Source organism: Streptomyces sp. NPDC048514 (assembly GCF_043199955.1).
Classification (GTDB): Bacteria; Actinomycetota; Actinomycetes; order Streptomycetales; family Streptomycetaceae; genus Streptomyces.
This window is the reverse complement of record NZ_JBICWT010000011.1, coordinates 1-15,578: the sequence shown is the minus strand read 5'-3', so window position 1 is coordinate 15,578 and position 15,578 is coordinate 1. Positions and strand designations below refer to the sequence as shown.

The 15,578-nt window shown below is 70.6% G+C and carries 13 protein-coding genes and 1 tRNA gene; 7 read left to right on the top strand and 7 right to left on the bottom strand.

All coding sequences use genetic code 11. From position 1 onward, the window contains the following. Positions 1 to 152: 152 nt before the first annotated feature. From ACGFT2_RS24180 to ACGFT2_RS24170, 3 genes are all read left to right on the top strand, one after another. On the top strand, positions 153 to 1,373 hold the full coding sequence (locus tag ACGFT2_RS24180; RefSeq protein ID WP_393281688.1) for an alkaline phosphatase: 1,221 nt from the start codon (positions 153 to 155) through the stop codon (positions 1,371 to 1,373). Between the two features lie 492 nt (positions 1,374 to 1,865). After that, complete coding sequence (locus ACGFT2_RS24175) at positions 1,866 to 3,182, top strand: hypothetical protein (RefSeq protein WP_393281686.1); 1,317 nt, start codon at positions 1,866 to 1,868, stop codon at positions 3,180 to 3,182. A 378-nt stretch (positions 3,183 to 3,560) separates the two neighbouring features. Further along, positions 3,561 to 4,055, top strand: a complete 495-nt coding sequence (locus ACGFT2_RS24170) for a hypothetical protein (RefSeq protein ID WP_393282189.1) — start codon at positions 3,561 to 3,563, stop codon at positions 4,053 to 4,055. A gap of 75 nt (positions 4,056 to 4,130) precedes the next feature. Here the strand turns inward: ACGFT2_RS24170 and ACGFT2_RS24165 are convergent, their stop codons facing one another. Continuing rightward, on the bottom strand, positions 4,131 to 4,550 hold the full coding sequence (locus ACGFT2_RS24165) for a molybdopterin-binding protein (protein WP_393282187.1): 420 nt from the start codon (positions 4,548 to 4,550) through the stop codon (positions 4,131 to 4,133). Positions 4,551 to 4,901: 351 nt separating this feature from the next. After that, positions 4,902 to 4,975 (bottom strand) — tRNA-Gly (locus tag ACGFT2_RS24160). Between the two features lie 273 nt (positions 4,976 to 5,248). On the opposite strand from ACGFT2_RS24160, the gene ACGFT2_RS24155 reads away from it, so the two are divergent. From ACGFT2_RS24155 to ACGFT2_RS24145, 3 genes are all read left to right on the top strand, one after another. Then, positions 5,249 to 5,407 (top strand): hypothetical protein, encoded by a 159-nt coding sequence (locus tag ACGFT2_RS24155; RefSeq protein ID WP_393281684.1) that lies wholly within the window; start codon positions 5,249 to 5,251, stop codon positions 5,405 to 5,407. Between the two features lie 104 nt (positions 5,408 to 5,511). Beyond that, positions 5,512 to 6,087 carry a dCTP deaminase gene (gene dcd, locus ACGFT2_RS24150; RefSeq protein WP_393281682.1) on the top strand — a complete coding sequence of 192 codons (576 nt, stop codon included), beginning with the start codon at positions 5,512 to 5,514 and terminating at the stop codon, positions 6,085 to 6,087. Positions 6,088 to 6,100: 13 nt separating this feature from the next. Continuing rightward, the gene (locus ACGFT2_RS24145; protein WP_393281680.1) at positions 6,101 to 6,610 is read left to right on the top strand and encodes a phosphoribosyltransferase; all 510 of its coding nucleotides are present in this window, start codon (positions 6,101 to 6,103) and stop codon (positions 6,608 to 6,610) included. A gap of 327 nt (positions 6,611 to 6,937) precedes the next feature. On the opposite strand, the gene ACGFT2_RS24140 is transcribed toward ACGFT2_RS24145, so the two are convergent. Next, entirely contained in the window at positions 6,938 to 9,526 is a 2,589-nt protein-coding gene (locus ACGFT2_RS24140; RefSeq protein ID WP_393281678.1) for a helix-turn-helix transcriptional regulator, read from the bottom strand. Between the two features lie 473 nt (positions 9,527 to 9,999). Between ACGFT2_RS24140 and ACGFT2_RS24135 the strand changes: the two genes are divergently transcribed. Then, positions 10,000 to 10,569 (top strand): hypothetical protein, encoded by a 570-nt coding sequence (locus ACGFT2_RS24135; RefSeq protein ID WP_393281676.1) that lies wholly within the window; start codon positions 10,000 to 10,002, stop codon positions 10,567 to 10,569. Between the two features lie 131 nt (positions 10,570 to 10,700). Here the strand turns inward: ACGFT2_RS24135 and ACGFT2_RS24130 are convergent, their stop codons facing one another. The 4 genes from ACGFT2_RS24130 to ACGFT2_RS24115 form a co-directional block, all read right to left on the bottom strand. Then, positions 10,701 to 11,063: a hypothetical protein gene (locus ACGFT2_RS24130; RefSeq protein WP_393281674.1), complete on the bottom strand. Its 363-nt coding sequence runs from the start codon at positions 11,061 to 11,063 to the stop codon at positions 10,701 to 10,703. Positions 11,064 to 11,418: 355 nt separating this feature from the next. Then, positions 11,419 to 12,492: a YIP1 family protein gene (locus tag ACGFT2_RS24125; RefSeq protein WP_393281672.1), complete on the bottom strand. Its 1,074-nt coding sequence runs from the start codon at positions 12,490 to 12,492 to the stop codon at positions 11,419 to 11,421. A gap of 70 nt (positions 12,493 to 12,562) precedes the next feature. Further along, complete coding sequence (locus ACGFT2_RS24120) at positions 12,563 to 13,987, bottom strand: hypothetical protein (RefSeq protein WP_393281670.1); 1,425 nt, start codon at positions 13,985 to 13,987, stop codon at positions 12,563 to 12,565. 53 nt (positions 13,988 to 14,040) lie between these two features. Then, positions 14,041 to 15,453 (bottom strand): FG-GAP-like repeat-containing protein, encoded by a 1,413-nt coding sequence (locus tag ACGFT2_RS24115; RefSeq protein ID WP_393281668.1) that lies wholly within the window; start codon positions 15,451 to 15,453, stop codon positions 14,041 to 14,043. Positions 15,454 to 15,578: the final 125 nt, after the last annotated feature.

Sequence of the window (15,578 nt, the reverse complement as noted above, 5' to 3'; positions counted from 1 at the left end):
TCACCTGGCGTTCGGCATAAGCCGATCACCGCTCCCTAGATTGCAAAAGGAGTGTTTTGCCATGTCCATGGGAGGGTTTTGTGAACAGAAGCGTGCGCGGTATGCGATGGGCGACGCCGGTCGCGGCGGCATCTGCGGCAGTGGTGGCGACCATGGTGCTCAACCCCACGCTGGGCGCCTCCGCCAGTGCTCCGCAGAGCACGGCGAAGGCGAAGGCCCCCACCGCGAAGAACGTCATCTTCATCAACGGCGACGGCATGGGCCCGGCCATGCGTGAGGCGGCGCGTCTGCACCTCGCCGGTCTGCAGGGCCGGCTGACGATGGACCGGCTTCCCGTGTCCGGTCAGCTGACGACGACGCCGGACGACCCCAAGGCCGTGGTCACGGACTCCGCGGCGGCCGCCACCGCATGGGCCACGGGCCAGAAGACCTACAACGGTGCCATCAGCGTCGACACCGACGGCAACCCGCTCCCCACGCTCGGGGCGCAGGCCAAGGCGGCCGGCAAGTCCACCGGCCTGGTGACGACCGCGCAGGTCACCGACGCGTCGCCCGCGGCCTTCTTCTCCAACACCGCGGACCGCGGCAAGCAGGACGAGATCGCCCGGCAGTACCTCGCCGTCAGCAAGCCGGACGTGATCCTGGGCGGCGGCGAGGACTGGTGGCTGCCGGCCGGCACCGCGGGTGCCTTCCCGGACAAGCCCGCAGAGGACACCACCGAGGCCAGCCGCGGCACGAAGGGCAACCTCATCACCCGGGCCGAGCGCGCCGGTTACACGTACGTCAACAGCGCCAAGGGACTGAACAAGGCACGGGGCGGCAAGCTGCTCGGTCTCTTCAGCAACGAGGAGATGTTCCAGCAGCGCCCCGAGGGCCAGGGCGACGTGTACAAGCCGGTCGTCGACCTCTCCACGATGACCGCCAAGGCCCTGAAGACGCTGGACAAGAACAAGAAGGGCTTCTTCCTCATGGTCGAGGAGGAGGGCACCGACGAGTTCGCGCACAGCAACAACGGCACGCGTGTCCTGCAGTCGATGCAGCAGCTCGAGAAGACCGTCGCCGTCGCCCGTGCCTACCAGGCGACCCACCCCGACACCCTCCTCGTCGTCACCGGCGACCACGAGACCGGCGGCCTGGCGGTCGAGGAGAACGACGCGGCCGACGAGACCGGCACCGGCATCTCCACCGAGGACGGCCCGTTCACGATCCACGGCAGCGACCGCACCTTCACGATCGACTGGACGACCTCCGGCCACACCAGCGTCGACGTCCCCGTGACGGCGGCCGGACCGCTTTCCGGCCGCTTCACCGGCAAGCACGCCAACACCTACGTCCACGGCGTCCTCTCGCAGATCCTGGCCACCCGCCGCTGATCCGCTCCGCCCGACACGTCTCCGTCCCGGAGGAGTCCGCCGCCCCGGGACGGAGACACCGGCGCGTCCGGCCGCGCCGCCGGGCCCAGGCCCGTCACGCGAGACCTCCGGGCTGGTCCTGTGCCGCCTCGCCGGACTCCGGGACGCCTGGGACCACGAGCTTCGGCCGACGCTCCCAGCCGGGCCGGCCGGCCTGGGCCGCCGGTGTGACACGCGACCGCCGAAGCGGCGAACCGTCCGTGCGCACCCCGATGTGCGGTCCGGTCACCGGTGCCGGGGTGGCAGCGTGCGGACAGGACACCCACGCCCACGCCTCTGCCTGCGTCTGTGCCGGCGTCTGTGCTGCACCTGTACCTGTACCTGCACCTGTACCTGTACCTGTACCGGTGGGATCGCCGGTGCCGGGGAGCCTGAACGGCGTACTTCCGCTCGCGCGTGCGTCCCATCCGGGGTCGGCTGGCAGACAGGGAACGGACCGGCGAGGAGGCACGGGTGGCGGACGGCAGCGCACGACCGGACGATCCCGCGGAAGGGTCCGAGATAGGGGAGCTGCGGGCCCGGGTGGCCGCACTCGAGGGCGAACGTGCCCGGCCGCCCCGGCACCACGTCAGGTCTCTCGTCGCCGCGGTGCTCATCGTCATCGGATGCGTGCTCGCCCCGCTCTCCGTCGTCGCCGCGTGGGCGGCCGACCAGGTGGGCGACACCGACCGCTATGTGGCCACGGTGGCCCCGCTCGCCTCGAACCCCGACGTGCAGAACGCCGTCGCCGACCGGGCCACCGACGCGCTCATGAGCCGCCTCGACCTGCCCGCCCTGCTCTCGGACGTGGCCCCGCAGGACCGGCCCCGCCTGGAGAAGGCGCTGGGCGGCAGGCTGGGCGACGCGCTCGAAGGGGCCGTACGCAGCTTCGTCCACGACAAGGCCAAGGCGGTCGCCGCGTCGGGCGTCTTCAGGACCGTCTGGACCGACGCCAACCGTAAGATCCACAGCTCCCTGGACAAGGCCCTCACCGGCAGCGGCGGCGGCGCGGTCCAGTTGAAGAACGACGCGGTCACGCTCGACATCGGCCCCCTGGTGGACCAGGTCAAGCAGCGTCTCGTCGACTCCGGCCTGAGCGTCGCCGGGCACATCCCCGCGGTGCACACCGACTTCACCCTCGTCAGGTCCGATCAGGTCGGCAAGGTGAAGACCTACGTGAGGCTGCTGCAACTCGCCGGGAACTGGCTGCCGGTGCTGTCCGTCGTGCTGGTCGCCGCCGGTGTGCTGCTCTCGGTCCGGCGGCGCAGGGCCCTGGTCGCGGGCTGCCTCGGCGTCGCCGTCGCCACCGGAATCCTCGGCATCGCGCTGCGCGTGTTCCGGGTGATCTATCTCGACCGGCTGCCCGCCGATGTCTCCCAGGGCGCGGCCGGTGCGGTCTACGACGCGCTGACCGGCCTGCTGCACACCACCGTGCGCATGGTCGTGGCCCTCGGCGTCGTCATCGCCCTGGGCGCCTGGCTGTCCGGACCGGGCCGGCACGCGGCTCTCGTACGGCGGCTGTGGATCTCCGGGATCGGCGCCGTCCGCGGCACCGCCGACCGCGCCGGTCTGCGGACCGGCCCGGTCGGCCCCTTCGTACGCCGCCATCGCACCTGGATCACCTGGGTCCTGGTGGCCGCGTCGCTGCTGGCCTACCTGCTGTGGTCGTTCCCCACCGGCTGGGTGGTGGTCGGCATCGCCCTGTCCCTGCTGTTCCTGCTCGCCGTGCTGGAGTTCCTGGCGGCGCCACGGCCGCCCGCCGGAGAGCATCCGGCCGGGACGCCCGCCTGAGGCGTGGGGAGAGCGCGACCGGCTGTTGCGCGGTGTGACCGTCCCCGCCCGTCCGGACCCGCGGACGAGGCGGTGAGAACGCACCGGCGACGCCGCGGAAACCGGAGGAGACGGACAGGGCCGCTCACCCCGTGCGCCGGCACCCGCGTCACCCGGTCGGCCTAATGCTGTGGCCGAACGCCCTGGCCGAGCCGAGTGTCGAATGAGTCGGCCGGACGCGCCGGACACCGCCCGCAACGTCGTCCGCCCCTCCACGAACGGAGCGCCGCCATGACCGCACAGCCTCCCCCCGGATCCCCGTCCGGATCCCCGTCCGGATCGTCTTCCGGGTCGCCGACCGGTTCCGGGTCGCCGACCGGATCCCCTTCCGGGGCACCCATCGGATCCCCGACCGGAGCACCCTCCGGCGGCCAGCACCCGGCCTCTCCGGCCTCGCCGGCCTCTTCGGCTTCTCCCGGCTCTCCGGCGGTCACCGCGAACGGCTCCTGGGCCGCCGGCGGCGTCACCTTCGCCGGCGTGCTGTTGCTGCTGGACGGCATCCTGGCCATCTTCCAGGGCATATCGGCGATCGCCGCGGACGACGTCTACACCCGCATCGGCGACTACGTGTACAAGATGAACCTCACCGGCTGGGGCTGGATCCTGCTGATCCTCGGCGTGATCTCGGCCTTCGCCGGCTGGGGCATCCTCTCCGGGGCCGCATGGGCACGCGTGGTCGGCATCGCGCTGGCCTCGCTGAGCCTGGTGGCCCAGTTCCTCTTCCTGCCGTACGCCCCGGTGTGGTCCGTGATCATGATGGCCATCGACGTGTTCGTCATCTGGGCGCTGGCGACGTACCACCCGGCTCCGGCCCAGGCCACGGCGAACCGCTGACCCGACGCCACCGCCCGCCTCGGGTCCGGCCCTCCGGCGACGCGGAGCCCGCCTTGGGCGGGGGCCCGGCCGAGGTCATACGGCCGACAGCGAGACCTCCGTCGACTTGAACAGGGCGGTGACGGCGGAGCCCGCCGTGAGCCCGAGGTCGGTGGCCGCGTCCTTGGTGATCGCGGCCGTCAGTTCGGCGCCCTGGACCGAGACCCTGACCGTCGCCATGGCGGCACCGGCCGCGACCTCGCGCACGGTGCCGGACAGCCGGTTGCGGATGGACAGGCCCTCCACCGGGCCGATGGCCAGCGCGACCTCTGTGGCCTTGACGAGGGTGCGCACCGCGGAACCCTCGGCGAGGCCGAGTTCCTTGACGGCGTCGACGGTGATGGCGGCGGTGACGTCCTGTCCCCCGTCGAGGCGGACCTTGACCGCCGCCATGGCCTCACCCGCGGTGACCGAGGTGACGGTGCCGGGGAGCTGGTTGCGGATGCTCAGACTCAGACTCATGGTGGGGCGCCTCGCAGACTAGGGGTGATGTGCCGGTCTTCTGGGGATATCGCGTGACTCACCGTAGTCCGGCGGACGCAGGCCCGCGGAGCAGCGGTCGCAACCCCGAGGGAAAGATCACGAGGCGCCCCGCAGACGCGCGGAACCACGGTGTCGCCGATCCATCCGAATCCCGGCTGTCGTCGCGCGGGAGGGCCGGGTAGCGGTCGCGGTCGGGCCTTCGCGCCGTGCCGGAAGGGCAGCCGGCCGAGCCCGACGATCAGTCCTCTGCCGCGGTTTCGGTACGCGGCGAGCGATCGCGATGGACAGCAGAAAGGCCCAAGTCCTTGACCTGGGCCTCAATCATGGAGCGGGTGACGAGAATCGAACTCGCGCTCTCAGCTTGGGAAGCTGATGTTCTACCATTAAACTACACCCGCGTGAGTCGGACTCGTTGTCGATGTCCCGACGTTCGCTCACTGTACATCATTGCGGACCCTTGGTGCTTCGGCCCCGGGGTCCGCGTCCGCTTCAGGGGTGGGATCCGGCTGCGGACGGCCGGAGTTGGGGCGTACGGTGGAGGTGTGGGAGAGGGTCCGGGCGAGGCCGGAGCGCCGCCTGGAGAGTCGTCTCTTTGATCCCGTAATGTGGCTTTTGTCGTCAGGCCGGCGGTAGGCCGACGAGGCTCTTGGGGAAGGGACATAAGGGACTTGATGGAACGCACCGTCGTCCGCTGCGCGGACGGGCACGTCTTCAGCACCGCTTCGTTCCCGATGCAGAAGGCCGAGCGGCTCGGCCCCGGCCGGCTCGTGAGGTGTCCACGATGTGCCCGGCTGCGCAGCGCCGTGCCGGTCACCCTGCAGAAGTACTGACGGGGGGACGTGCAGTAAGCGGGCGGAGACGCCCCGCGATAGCACCTGGCGCGCGGAGCCGCCGCGATTGTCGCGGCTCCGCGCGCCTTGCGTATCCTCGCTACGTGCTTCTCTCAGACAAGGACATCCGGGCCGAGATCGACGCCGGCAGGGTACGGATCGATCCCTACGACGAATCCATGGTGCAGCCGTCGAGCATCGACGTACGGCTGGACCGGTACTTCCGGGTGTTCGAGAACCACCGGTACCCCCACATCGATCCCTCGGTCGAGCAGACGGATCTGACGCGACTCGTGGAGCCCGAAGGGGACGAGCCGTTCATTCTGCATCCGGGGGAGTTCGTCCTCGCCTCGACGTACGAGGTGATCACGCTCCCCGACGATCTCGCCTCGCGGCTGGAGGGGAAGAGTTCCCTCGGGCGCCTCGGGCTGGTCACGCACTCCACCGCCGGGTTCATCGACCCGGGCTTCAGCGGCCACGTGACCCTCGAGCTGTCCAACCTCGCCACCCTCCCCATCAAGCTGTGGCCGGGCATGAAGATCGGGCAGCTGTGCATGTTCCGGCTGACCTCGCCCACCGAGTTCCCCTACGGCAGCGAGCGCTACGGCTCCCGCTACCAGGGGCAGCGCGGGCCGACCGCCTCGCGGTCCTACGTCAATTTCCATCGGACCCAGGTGTGAGGGCGACTGCAGCATGAGTGACGTACGCGAGAACCTGACGTACGAGCGGTTCGGCGGCGCCATCCGCGAGCTGGCGCAGACCATCGCCGACGACGGGTACGAGCCGGACATCGTGCTGAGCATCGCCCGCGGCGGGGTGTTCGTCGCCGGCGGGCTCGCCTACGCCCTGGACTGCAAGAACATCCACCTGGTGAACGTCGAGTTCTACACCGGCGTGGGGACCACCCTGGAGATGCCGGTCATGCTGGCACCCGTCCCCAACGTCATCGACTTCTCCGACAAGAAGGTGCTCATCACCGACGACGTCGCGGACACCGGCAAGACGCTCAAGCTCGTGCGCGACTTCTGCCTCGACACCGTCGCCGAGGTGCGCTCCGCGGTGGTCTACGAGAAGTCCCACTCCCTCGTGAAGTGCGAATACGTCTGGAAGCGCACGGACGACTGGATCAACTTCCCGTGGTCCGTCCTGCCGCCCTGCCGTAAGGCGGGCACGCCGATCACGCCCTCGAAGGACGCTCTGTAAGGACCGTCGGTCACATGGAATGTCAGGAGCCGCCCGGGCGAATGTCGTCCAGGCCGTCGACGATCTCCACGGACGACGGATGGGAAGGCCTGGGCACCTGAATGAGCATGGGCACGTAGACCACGTCGCCATGCCTGTATTCGGCTTTCCATGAATTCCGGTAGCACACGACACGGTCCGGATCTCCGCGGGTCGCATAGCACCGAGTCGCCGACTCCACGGGTGCGGCAGCCGACACATCCCAGGTGCCCAGCGCCACACAGCAGGAAGCCGCGAATACGACACTGACGATCGCTGCTCTCTTCATGCTCGTCACCGGTACCCCTGTCACGGCTCGGGATGGTGGAGTTTGCGGGCGGCCTCGTGACGGGTGTGGACGCCGAGCTTGGTCAGCACCGCGCCCACGTGGTGCCCCGCGGTCTTTGGCGTGATGTAGAGGCGCTCGGCGATCTCGGCGTCCGACAGGCCCTCGTTCAACAGCTTGAGGACGTCCAGCTCCCGGTTGGTCAGCCCGTACGGGTTGGCCCGGGTGGCCGCCCGCGCGCCACGCCGGATCGGGCGGATGCGCCGGGCACGCATGACGGCGCGGGTACGTGCCACGGCCGGCCGGGCGCCGAGGGCCTCGAAGGCGGCCAGGGCCTCATGCAGCGCGGGTGCGTCGCCGGACAGGCGGGCCAGTGCGGCTTCGTACGGGCAGCCGAGCGCATCCCAGCGGGCCGCGGCGCCGGCCCAGTCGCCGGTCAGCTCCAGCGCGTAGGGTTCGGCAGCCGGCACCTGCGGGGGCGTCCCGCCGACGCGGCGGATCCAGCAGGCCAGAGGGCCGGACAGCCAGGGATGCGTGCGCTCCGCCAACGCGGCCAGACCTCGTCGTGCCTCCGCCTGCACCAGCTCGTGGTCACCGGCCAGCCAGGCAGCCTCGACCCGGGCCTCCCATCCCAGGCCCGTGTCCAGCAGGCAGTTCGAGTCGACCAGGCTCGCCGCCTGCTCCAGCAGCGGCCCCACCTGGGCCTTGCCCTGGCGGGCACGCACCAGGCCCAGAACGGTCAGGGCCAGGGCCTCGCCGACCGGTGGTGAGCCGGGATGGGACACGACTTTCTGTGCGGTGTCGGTGGCCTGGGTCCACAGGCCCCGGTTCAGCAGCCCCCAGCTGTCCCAGGCCCTCGCGCACAGCAGATAGGGGAGCAGGTCGTGATCGAGGAAATAGGCCTCTGCCCGGTTCACGGCCGCGGTCGTCCGGGCGCCGTCGCGCTGCAACGCGGCGAACCAGCATGTGGTGAGTGCCAAGGAGCCCGCGTCCACCGGCTCATCCCGCGCCATCGCGCCGGACACCGCCCGCTCGCAGTCCTCCCGGCCGGCCCCTCCGCTCAGCATGCGTGCCGCCGCGGCGTGGAAGCGCGCATGGACGACCGCTGCCGGGTCCCCGCAACGCTCGCCCAGGGCGACCGCCTTCTCGGCGTAGGCGGCGGTCACCGCCGGCCCCTCGTGCTCGTGACAGGCCAACTGGCAGAGGTTCAGGTACGCCCGGGCCAACTCCCGGCTCGGCCTCAGCTTTTCGAGTACCCGCACCGCCTCCAGGCCGGTCTGTCTGGCCTCGGTGGTCCGCCCGGCCGGCCACAGCCAGCACGACAGCCAGCGCAGGTCCTCACCCTCGCGCAGCCGGTCGCCCAACGCCCGCCGGAGCCGCACCGCCGTACGACGGGACGCGACCCCCTCGTCGAGCCGGCTGGACAGGAGACAGGCCCGCGAGTGGCCCTCCAGCAGAGAGGTCTGCTGGCCCGCCGGCAGGCGGTCGGCGTAGCGCAGGGCGCGAGCGTACTGGACGGCTGCCTCCCGGTACGCACCCGACGCGGCGGCGTGGGCCGCTGCCGCGGGCGCGTACTCCAGCACGGCGGTTGCGTCCTCGGCTCCCTCGGAATGATCAGCCAGCAGCGCCAGATCGTCAGCGGCGACCGGACCGGACCGCATCAAGGCCAGCACCTGCCGGTGTACTCGCAGACGGTGGGTGGCGGGTACGGCCTCCAGCACCGCCCGCCGGGTCAGCTCATGCCGGAACTCGGTGGTCTGCCCCTCGGTGCGTACGATGCCGCACGCGACGGCCTCGTCGAGAGCCTCGTCCGGGGTCGGCAGGATGCCGGCCAGCAGCGGTAGCGAGATCCGGCACCCCAGGACGGCCAGCACGTCCACCACCATGCGGGCCGTGGGGGACAGGCCGGCCAGGCGGCCCGCGACGGCCTCGCGCACCGAGGCCGGGATGGGCTCCGCGGGGGCGGCCAGGGTCTCGGTGACGATGAACGGGTTGCCGGCGGAGACGCGGTACAACTGCTCGGCGTCGACGGCGTGTCCAGCGGCCATTGCGGCCACGGCCCGGCGGCTCAGCGGGAGCAGGTCGTGCCGGTACACCCACGGGTAGCCGGCCAGGGTGCCGAGGAGCCCGGTCAAGTGGTGGGTTCGGCCGATCTCGTCGTCGCGGTAGGTGGCCACCACCAGCGCCGGCACACTCGGCAGGCGCCGGGCCAGGTAGCGCAGCAGGTCCATCGTGGCCTCATCGGCCCAGTGGACGTCCTCCACGACGAGCAGGCTGGGATAGGCGTTCAGGTCGGCGAGCAGGCAGTCGAAGACCTCAGCGGAACGACAGGTGCCGGTCAGCGCATCGGCGAGCGCCGTGCGCGCCGGGGCGCCCAGGTGCGGGGCCAGGTCCATCAGGGGGCCCAAGGGGCGGGGAGTGGCCAGCGGATCACAGGCGCCCGACAGCACTCGCACCTGAGGGTCGGCCAGTTGGGCCAGCCGACGGACAACGGCGGTCTTGCCGATGCCGCTCTCGCCACGTACGAGGGCTAGGCGTCCACGACCGCTCACTGCCACTTTCAGGTGGCCGGCGAGGTCCTGGAGCACGGCCTCTCGCTCTAGCAGGTCCATCACACGTCAGTTTCTCTCCGTGGCCGGAGCCGCGCAAAAGATCCAGCCCGAGCACGGCAGGTCGCCCGGTACAGCGGTGACGTATGGGCGTGGAGCCGGGACGTGGGGTGTGCCGGGGTGGAACTTGGGGTGTTCGCCCGATGTGCCCCGGGCGACCGCGGCGCATGCTGGCGACAGAGTTCCGGAACTGGGCTCCCCGGTCCGCGGCTGGAAGACGACCCGTGCGCAGCATGGCGCCCACCCTGTGCCTTCGACGAAGACTCTGGCAGGGAATTCAGCCGTCGAGAACTCCCCCCGATCGAATTGGGCCGCGAATCGGCAGGACCCAAATTCAGCCGGAAGGACTCATCATGCTCAGCAAGTTCGCAAGGCGTACGGCCGTGCTGACCGCGTCGGCTGCTCTGGCTGCCGGGGGCGCCGCCCTGGCACCGGCTGCCTCTGCCGCCCCGGCACCCACAGCCACTCACTCGGTAGTGACTGACAACAACAACAACAATAACAACAACAACAACCGTCGCGGCGCGAACAACAACAACAATAACAACAACAACCGCAAGGGTGGAGCGAACAACAACAATAATAACAACAACAACCGCAAGGGTGGAGCGAACAACAACAACAACAATAACAACAACAACCGCAAGGGTGGAGCGAACAACAACAACAATAACAACAATGGAGGTAGGGGCGCCAACAACAATAACAACAACAACAACGGCGGAGGTGGAGCGAATAACAACAATAACAACAACAACGGCGGAGGCGGGGCGAACAACAACAACAATAACAACAACAACGGCGGAGGCGGGGCGAACAACAACAACAATAACAACAACAACGGCGGAGGTGGAGCGAACAACAACAATAACAACAACAACGGCGGAGGCGGAGCCAACAACAACAATAACAACAACAACGGCGGAGGCGGAGCCAACAACAACAATAACAACAACAACGGCGGGGGCGGAGCGAACAACAACAACAATAACAACAACAACGGCGGAGGTGGAGCCAACAACAACAATAACAACAACAACGGCTGACTTTCAGGATCCGGCGGCCTGGTGGGTTGAATACATCGGCCGCCGGACCGGCACATCTGGACTCGGACAGGGCCCACGGTCTCAGGCGGGCCTATCGCGTGACCCCTGCCGTTTTCGGCCGGGTGCGTCCCTCAGTTCTGGGTGCAGTTGATGTTCTGGTTGCCGGTGAAGGTGTTGTTTCCCGAGCTTGACTGCCCCGTCGGGGAGCAGACCTGAAAAGCAAGGAGGGACGTGTTGTTCAGAAGCGAGAGGAGCCCGCCAGTCGTGGCCGTGGTGGCGCCGTTGTTGTTATTGTTGTTGTTGTTGTTCGCACCCCCTCCATTGTTGTTGTTGTTGTTATTGTTGTTGTTCGCCGCTCCGGCGTTGTTGTTGTTATTGTTGTTGTTGTTCGTCGTGTTGTTTCCCTGCGAGTCGGTCGACGTCTTGGCCTTGGCCTTGGTCTGGCTCTGGACCTTGCTGTCGCTCTTGGTCTCGCTCTGCTGGACCGGACCCATCGGGTAAGAGATCTGAATGAGCGGCGTGTTGTCCAGAAGCGAGAGGAGGCCTCCGTCTCCCCGAGCCTGGGCGCCACCGGCGCTGAAGAGAACCGCCGCCGTCGCAACCGCGCTGATCATGGCAAATCGCTTGGTGAGTCTCACTCGACCGACCTTTCCTCGTCGCTGCGGCTGAATTCTCAGCCCCAGTGGACAGGATGGCGACGTCAGGCGTTGACCGATAACTAGGCACGCTGCAATGGCCGCCTTTTCCCCCGTACAGCCCCCACGGTGATTCGGCAATCTGAGCGCGTACGAAAGGGCCCCCGGCGCTCGCACCGGGGGCCCTTTCGTCTGTCGAGACAGGTCGGTTCGGCTAGAACGTGCCCAGCTTCACGATGGACAGCAGCGCGATCAGCTGGATCGCGGAGGCACCCAGCGCCTTCGGCCAGGGCAGGTCGTGGGAGCGGGAGACCATCAGGGTCAGCAGGGCGCCCGCGCCGATCCAGGTGGCCCAGCCCAGCAGCTGGACGAAGCCGGCGTCCCCGCCGAAGAACATCGCCACGATCAGGCGGGGTGTGTCCGTGAGCGCCGTGATCAGCATGGACAGGCCCACCGTCGGCTGCCAGGCGCCGTCGCCGCCCAGCTGGCGGGCCAGCGTGTGGGTGACCACGCCCAGCACGAACAGGCCCAGCACCATCACGACCGCGGTCACCAGCACGATCGGGACCGCGTTGGAGAGGGTCGCGTTGATCGCGTCCCCACGGGCGCCGTCGAAGCCGAAGACGGCGAGCAGGCCGTAGAGGAACGTGACGACGAGCGCGGGCGTCCACATCGTGTAGTCCCGCATGCGCAGGAAGGTCTGGTTCGGGGACAGGACGATCCCCTTCAGCAATGCCTTCCAGTGCAGGGGCGGTCCCAGCGGAGCCGCGGGCGCGGCGGCCGAGCCGGCGTGGTAGGTGGAACCCTGTGTGTAACCGTCGGCCTCGTCGACCGAGAACGCCTGGGTGTGGCCCGGGTTGTTCGCCGCGTACGGGTCGTGCCCGCCGTGCCCCGCGCCGGGATAGCCGCCGTCGCCGAAGTACTCCGGCCCGTCGTCGGCCGGCCCCGGGTAGCCGTACGACTGCCCCGCCTGCGGGTACGGCGACTGCGGCGCCGACGGGTAGCCGTACGAGGGTCCCGAGGGCTGCCCGTACGCCGGACCGCCGGGCTGTCCGTGCGACGGCCTCTGCTGTCCGTACGACGGTCCCTGCTGCCCGTGCGACGGTCCCCCGGGCCGCCCGCGCCCGTACGACGGTTGCTGCGGCGCCTGCTGTCCTTGGGGGGTGCGGTCGTCCCGGCCCCCGCGTCCGATCCTGAATCCAGCCACGTCATCGAACGTACCTGGTCCCGGAGACCGGCGGGCCGGGCCCGGGCGTCCGGGCCCGGCTTTGCGGCCGACCTGTGACATCCCCTAGGGGGCCTCAGGGGACCTCCGGGGGCGGTCCAGTGCCGGGCCCGGACGCGCCGCGGCGGTCGTGTCAGTTGTTGAGGACGGCGCCGTAGTGCGGGGTGCCCGACGTGGCGACTCCGGTGGCCGACGGGCCGAAGGACAGCGAGCCCGCCGCGGTGGCTCCGCCGGCCGCGCCGCGCAGGGACCAGACCGCGCCGTCACCCGCGTTCTCGCCGGGGCCCGCCACGGTCAGCTCGGCACGGTGGTCGCCGGAGTGGTCGGCGAGCAGGACGCGTGCGCCGAAGCGGTCGCCCTGCTCGGCGGCGCCGGGCACGCCCGCGGTGTTCTGGGTGTACGACACCGCGCCCTTGGTGGTCAGACCGGAGGCGGAGCCGCGCAGGAGGGTGACCGAACCGGCGCCGTTGTCCTCGCCGGGCGCGCCGATCGCGAGGTCCTTGAACCCGTCCCCGTCGACATCGCCCAGGGAGACACTGCTGCCGAAGGCGTCGCCGGGCTCCGCAGCGCCCGGTACACCGGCCGTGTCCTGGCCGAGGACCAGCGGGGCGCGGGAGGTGTCCCTGCCGGCCGGTCCGCCGTAGACCACCGTGACCTTGCCGCCCTTGGCCCCGGCCGGGTCGGCGGCGGCCTCGGCCGGATTGCCCACGGCTATGTCGGCGTACCCGTCCTTGTCGATGTCGCCGATCGCCGAGACCGGGCCGGCCGGCAGCTCCTGCCACCAGTCGGTGAAGTTCCCGATGGTCGGGTCGGTGACCAGATGGGTGACGGCGGCGCCGGTGCGCTGCCTGCCGTGCACCACGAGGCTGGTGGGCCAGGAGGGTGAGACGCGCCCGGCGGTCAGGGAGGTGGCGCCGTACGACGAGGAGTAGGGGCTCGGGAAACCGGAGCCGGAGCCGCCCTGGAAGGACCCGGTCCTGGTGATCGGGCCGTCGACGAAGGACACGGCGACCGAGCCGGTCGCGCCGATGGCGACGTCGAGGTCGCCGTCGGCGTTGACGTCGCCCACGGTCACCGCCTGTCCGTAGCGGTCCACGTCCTCGTGCCAGTAGTTCGCGACCGTGCGGGCGCCGGACAGGCCGGACCTGGCACCCCAGACGACGGCCACCGTGCCGTCGTTGGTGTCTCCGTCGACGTCCTCGCCGGGCGCGCCGATCAGGAGGTCGGCGTAGCCGTCGCGGTTCAGGTCGGCGGAGGCGACGGCGCTGCCGAACGCGTCGCCCGCCTCGGCGGTGCCGGGCACGCCGGACGTGTTCTGGGTGATGAGGGTGCGGGTGGCGGTCTTCAGGCCGCCGGAGCCGCCGTAGACGACCGAGACGGCGCCCGCCTTGGACTGGCCGGCCACGGTCGCGTCGGGGGCACCGATCGCGAGGTCGGCGCGGCCGTCGCCGTTGAAGTCGTACGGCGCGGCCGCCGCGGTCGCGTGCGCGGTGGGCACGGCCAGGACGAGCGGGGCCAGGACCGCGGCGACGGCGGTGGCGAGGACGCGGGTACGCATGGAGTTCCCTCGGTTCCCTTCTGGAAGCTGTGCAGCCCGGAGGCGGGGTCGGGTCACTGGGCGATGGCCCAGGCGAACTCCCCGCTGCCCTTCACGGAGACGTCGCGGGCGCCGATGTACTTGGCGTAGTCGGCGGTCAGGCCGGAGGCGGTGCCGCGCAGGATCGTGACGGCGCCGTAGCCGTTCTCGCCGCCCGCGCCCGTCACGAGGTCGGCCTTGTGGTTGCCGTTGACGTCCGTCAGCCGGACCGACTGGCCGAACTGGTCCCAGGCCTCCGCGGCGCCGGGCACGCCCGCGGTGTCCTCGGTGTAGGTCCGCGCGCCCTTGGTGGTCAGGCCCGATGCGGAGCCGAACAGGATCGTCACCGCGCCGGCCTCGGTGGCCTTGCCCACGTCCTCACCGGGTGCACCGACCGCGACGTCGGCGTAGCCGTCGCCGTTGACGTCACCGGTGCCGATCGAGGAGCCGAACATGTCCTCGGCCTCCGCGGCACCGGGGGCGCCCGGGGTGTCCTGGTGGATCACGGTCGGGGTCTGGGCGGGGTCGGGGCCGTTCGGGCCGCCGTACCAGACGGAGATCTGGCCGCCCTTGTAGCCGGTCTTCTTGTACGTGCCGGGGTCCGTGGGGTCGCCCAGGACGAGGTCGCCGTAGCCGTCGCCGTTGACGTCGGCGATCGAGCCGGGCAGGCCGTCGGCCTTCGGCAGGCTCTTCATGGCGTACTTGGCGCCGGTCCAGGTGAAGTACCTGACGTCGCCTCCCTCGTCGCCGTCGACGAGGAACGGGTAGACGCGCTCGGCGGCGCGGTCACCGTTCAGGTCGCCCGCGAACACCTCGCGGGTGCTGCCCAGTTCGCCGACGCCGAGGTTGCTCGCCGGAGTGCCCGAGCGGGTGACGGGCCCGCGGTAGAGGCGGGTCTGGGTCCGTCCGGTGAGGGTGACGTCGGGCTTGCCGTCGCCGTCGAAGTCGGCGACCGCGACGGCGGAGGCGAAGTCGCCCCACTCGGCGAGGGTGGACGGCTGGGGCAGCAGGGCGCCGCCGGACAGGCCGGACCTGCCGCCCCACAGCACGGTGGCGCTGCCCACGGCGTCCCGGTCGCCGATGCTCTCGCTCGGGGCGCCCACGACGAGGTCGCTGTAGCCGTCGCCGTCCAGGTCGCCGGCGGCCAGGCTCTGGCCGAAGAGGTCGCCCTGTTCGGCGGTGCCCGGGACGCCGGGGGAGTCCTGCGTGATCACGCTGCGCCTGCCGGCCGAGACACCGGAGGAGGAGCCGTAGAGCACGACGACCGCGCCGGCCTGCTCGGCCGAGCCGACCTGGTGGCCGGAGGCGCTGAGGGCGATGTCCAGGTAGCCGTCGCCGTTGAAGTCGCCGGCGAGCCCGGACGGCGCGGCGGCGGCCGGGGTGGCGGGGAGAGCGGTGAGCAGGCCGGTCGTCAGGGTGGCGGCCAGCAGGAGGACGCGCTTGCGCAAGGCGGGGCTCCGGGTGGGGCGGGAGGGGGCGGGGGGGGGGGGGGGGGGGGGGGGGGGGGGGGGGGGGGGGGGGGGGGGGGGGGGGGGGGGGGGGGGGGGGGGGGGGGGGGGGGGGGGGGGGGGGG

Coding starts and splice junctions, on each gene's coding strand:
- ACGFT2_RS24130 (WP_393281674.1), bottom strand. CDS start 11,063: ATGGGTCCGGTCCAGCAGAGCGAGACCAAGAGCGACAGCAAGGTCCAG.
- ACGFT2_RS24125 (WP_393281672.1), bottom strand. CDS start 12,492: ATGTCACAGGTCGGCCGCAAAGCCGGGCCCGGACGCCCGGGCCCGGCC.
- ACGFT2_RS24120 (WP_393281670.1), bottom strand. CDS start 13,987: ATGCGTACCCGCGTCCTCGCCACCGCCGTCGCCGCGGTCCTGGCCCCG.
- ACGFT2_RS24155 (WP_393281684.1), top strand. CDS start 5,249: ATGGAACGCACCGTCGTCCGCTGCGCGGACGGGCACGTCTTCAGCACC.
- ACGFT2_RS24145 (WP_393281680.1), top strand. CDS start 6,101: ATGAGTGACGTACGCGAGAACCTGACGTACGAGCGGTTCGGCGGCGCC.
- ACGFT2_RS24180 (WP_393281688.1), top strand. CDS start 153: ATGGTGCTCAACCCCACGCTGGGCGCCTCCGCCAGTGCTCCGCAGAGC.
- ACGFT2_RS24140 (WP_393281678.1), bottom strand. CDS start 9,526: ATGGACCTGCTAGAGCGAGAGGCCGTGCTCCAGGACCTCGCCGGCCAC.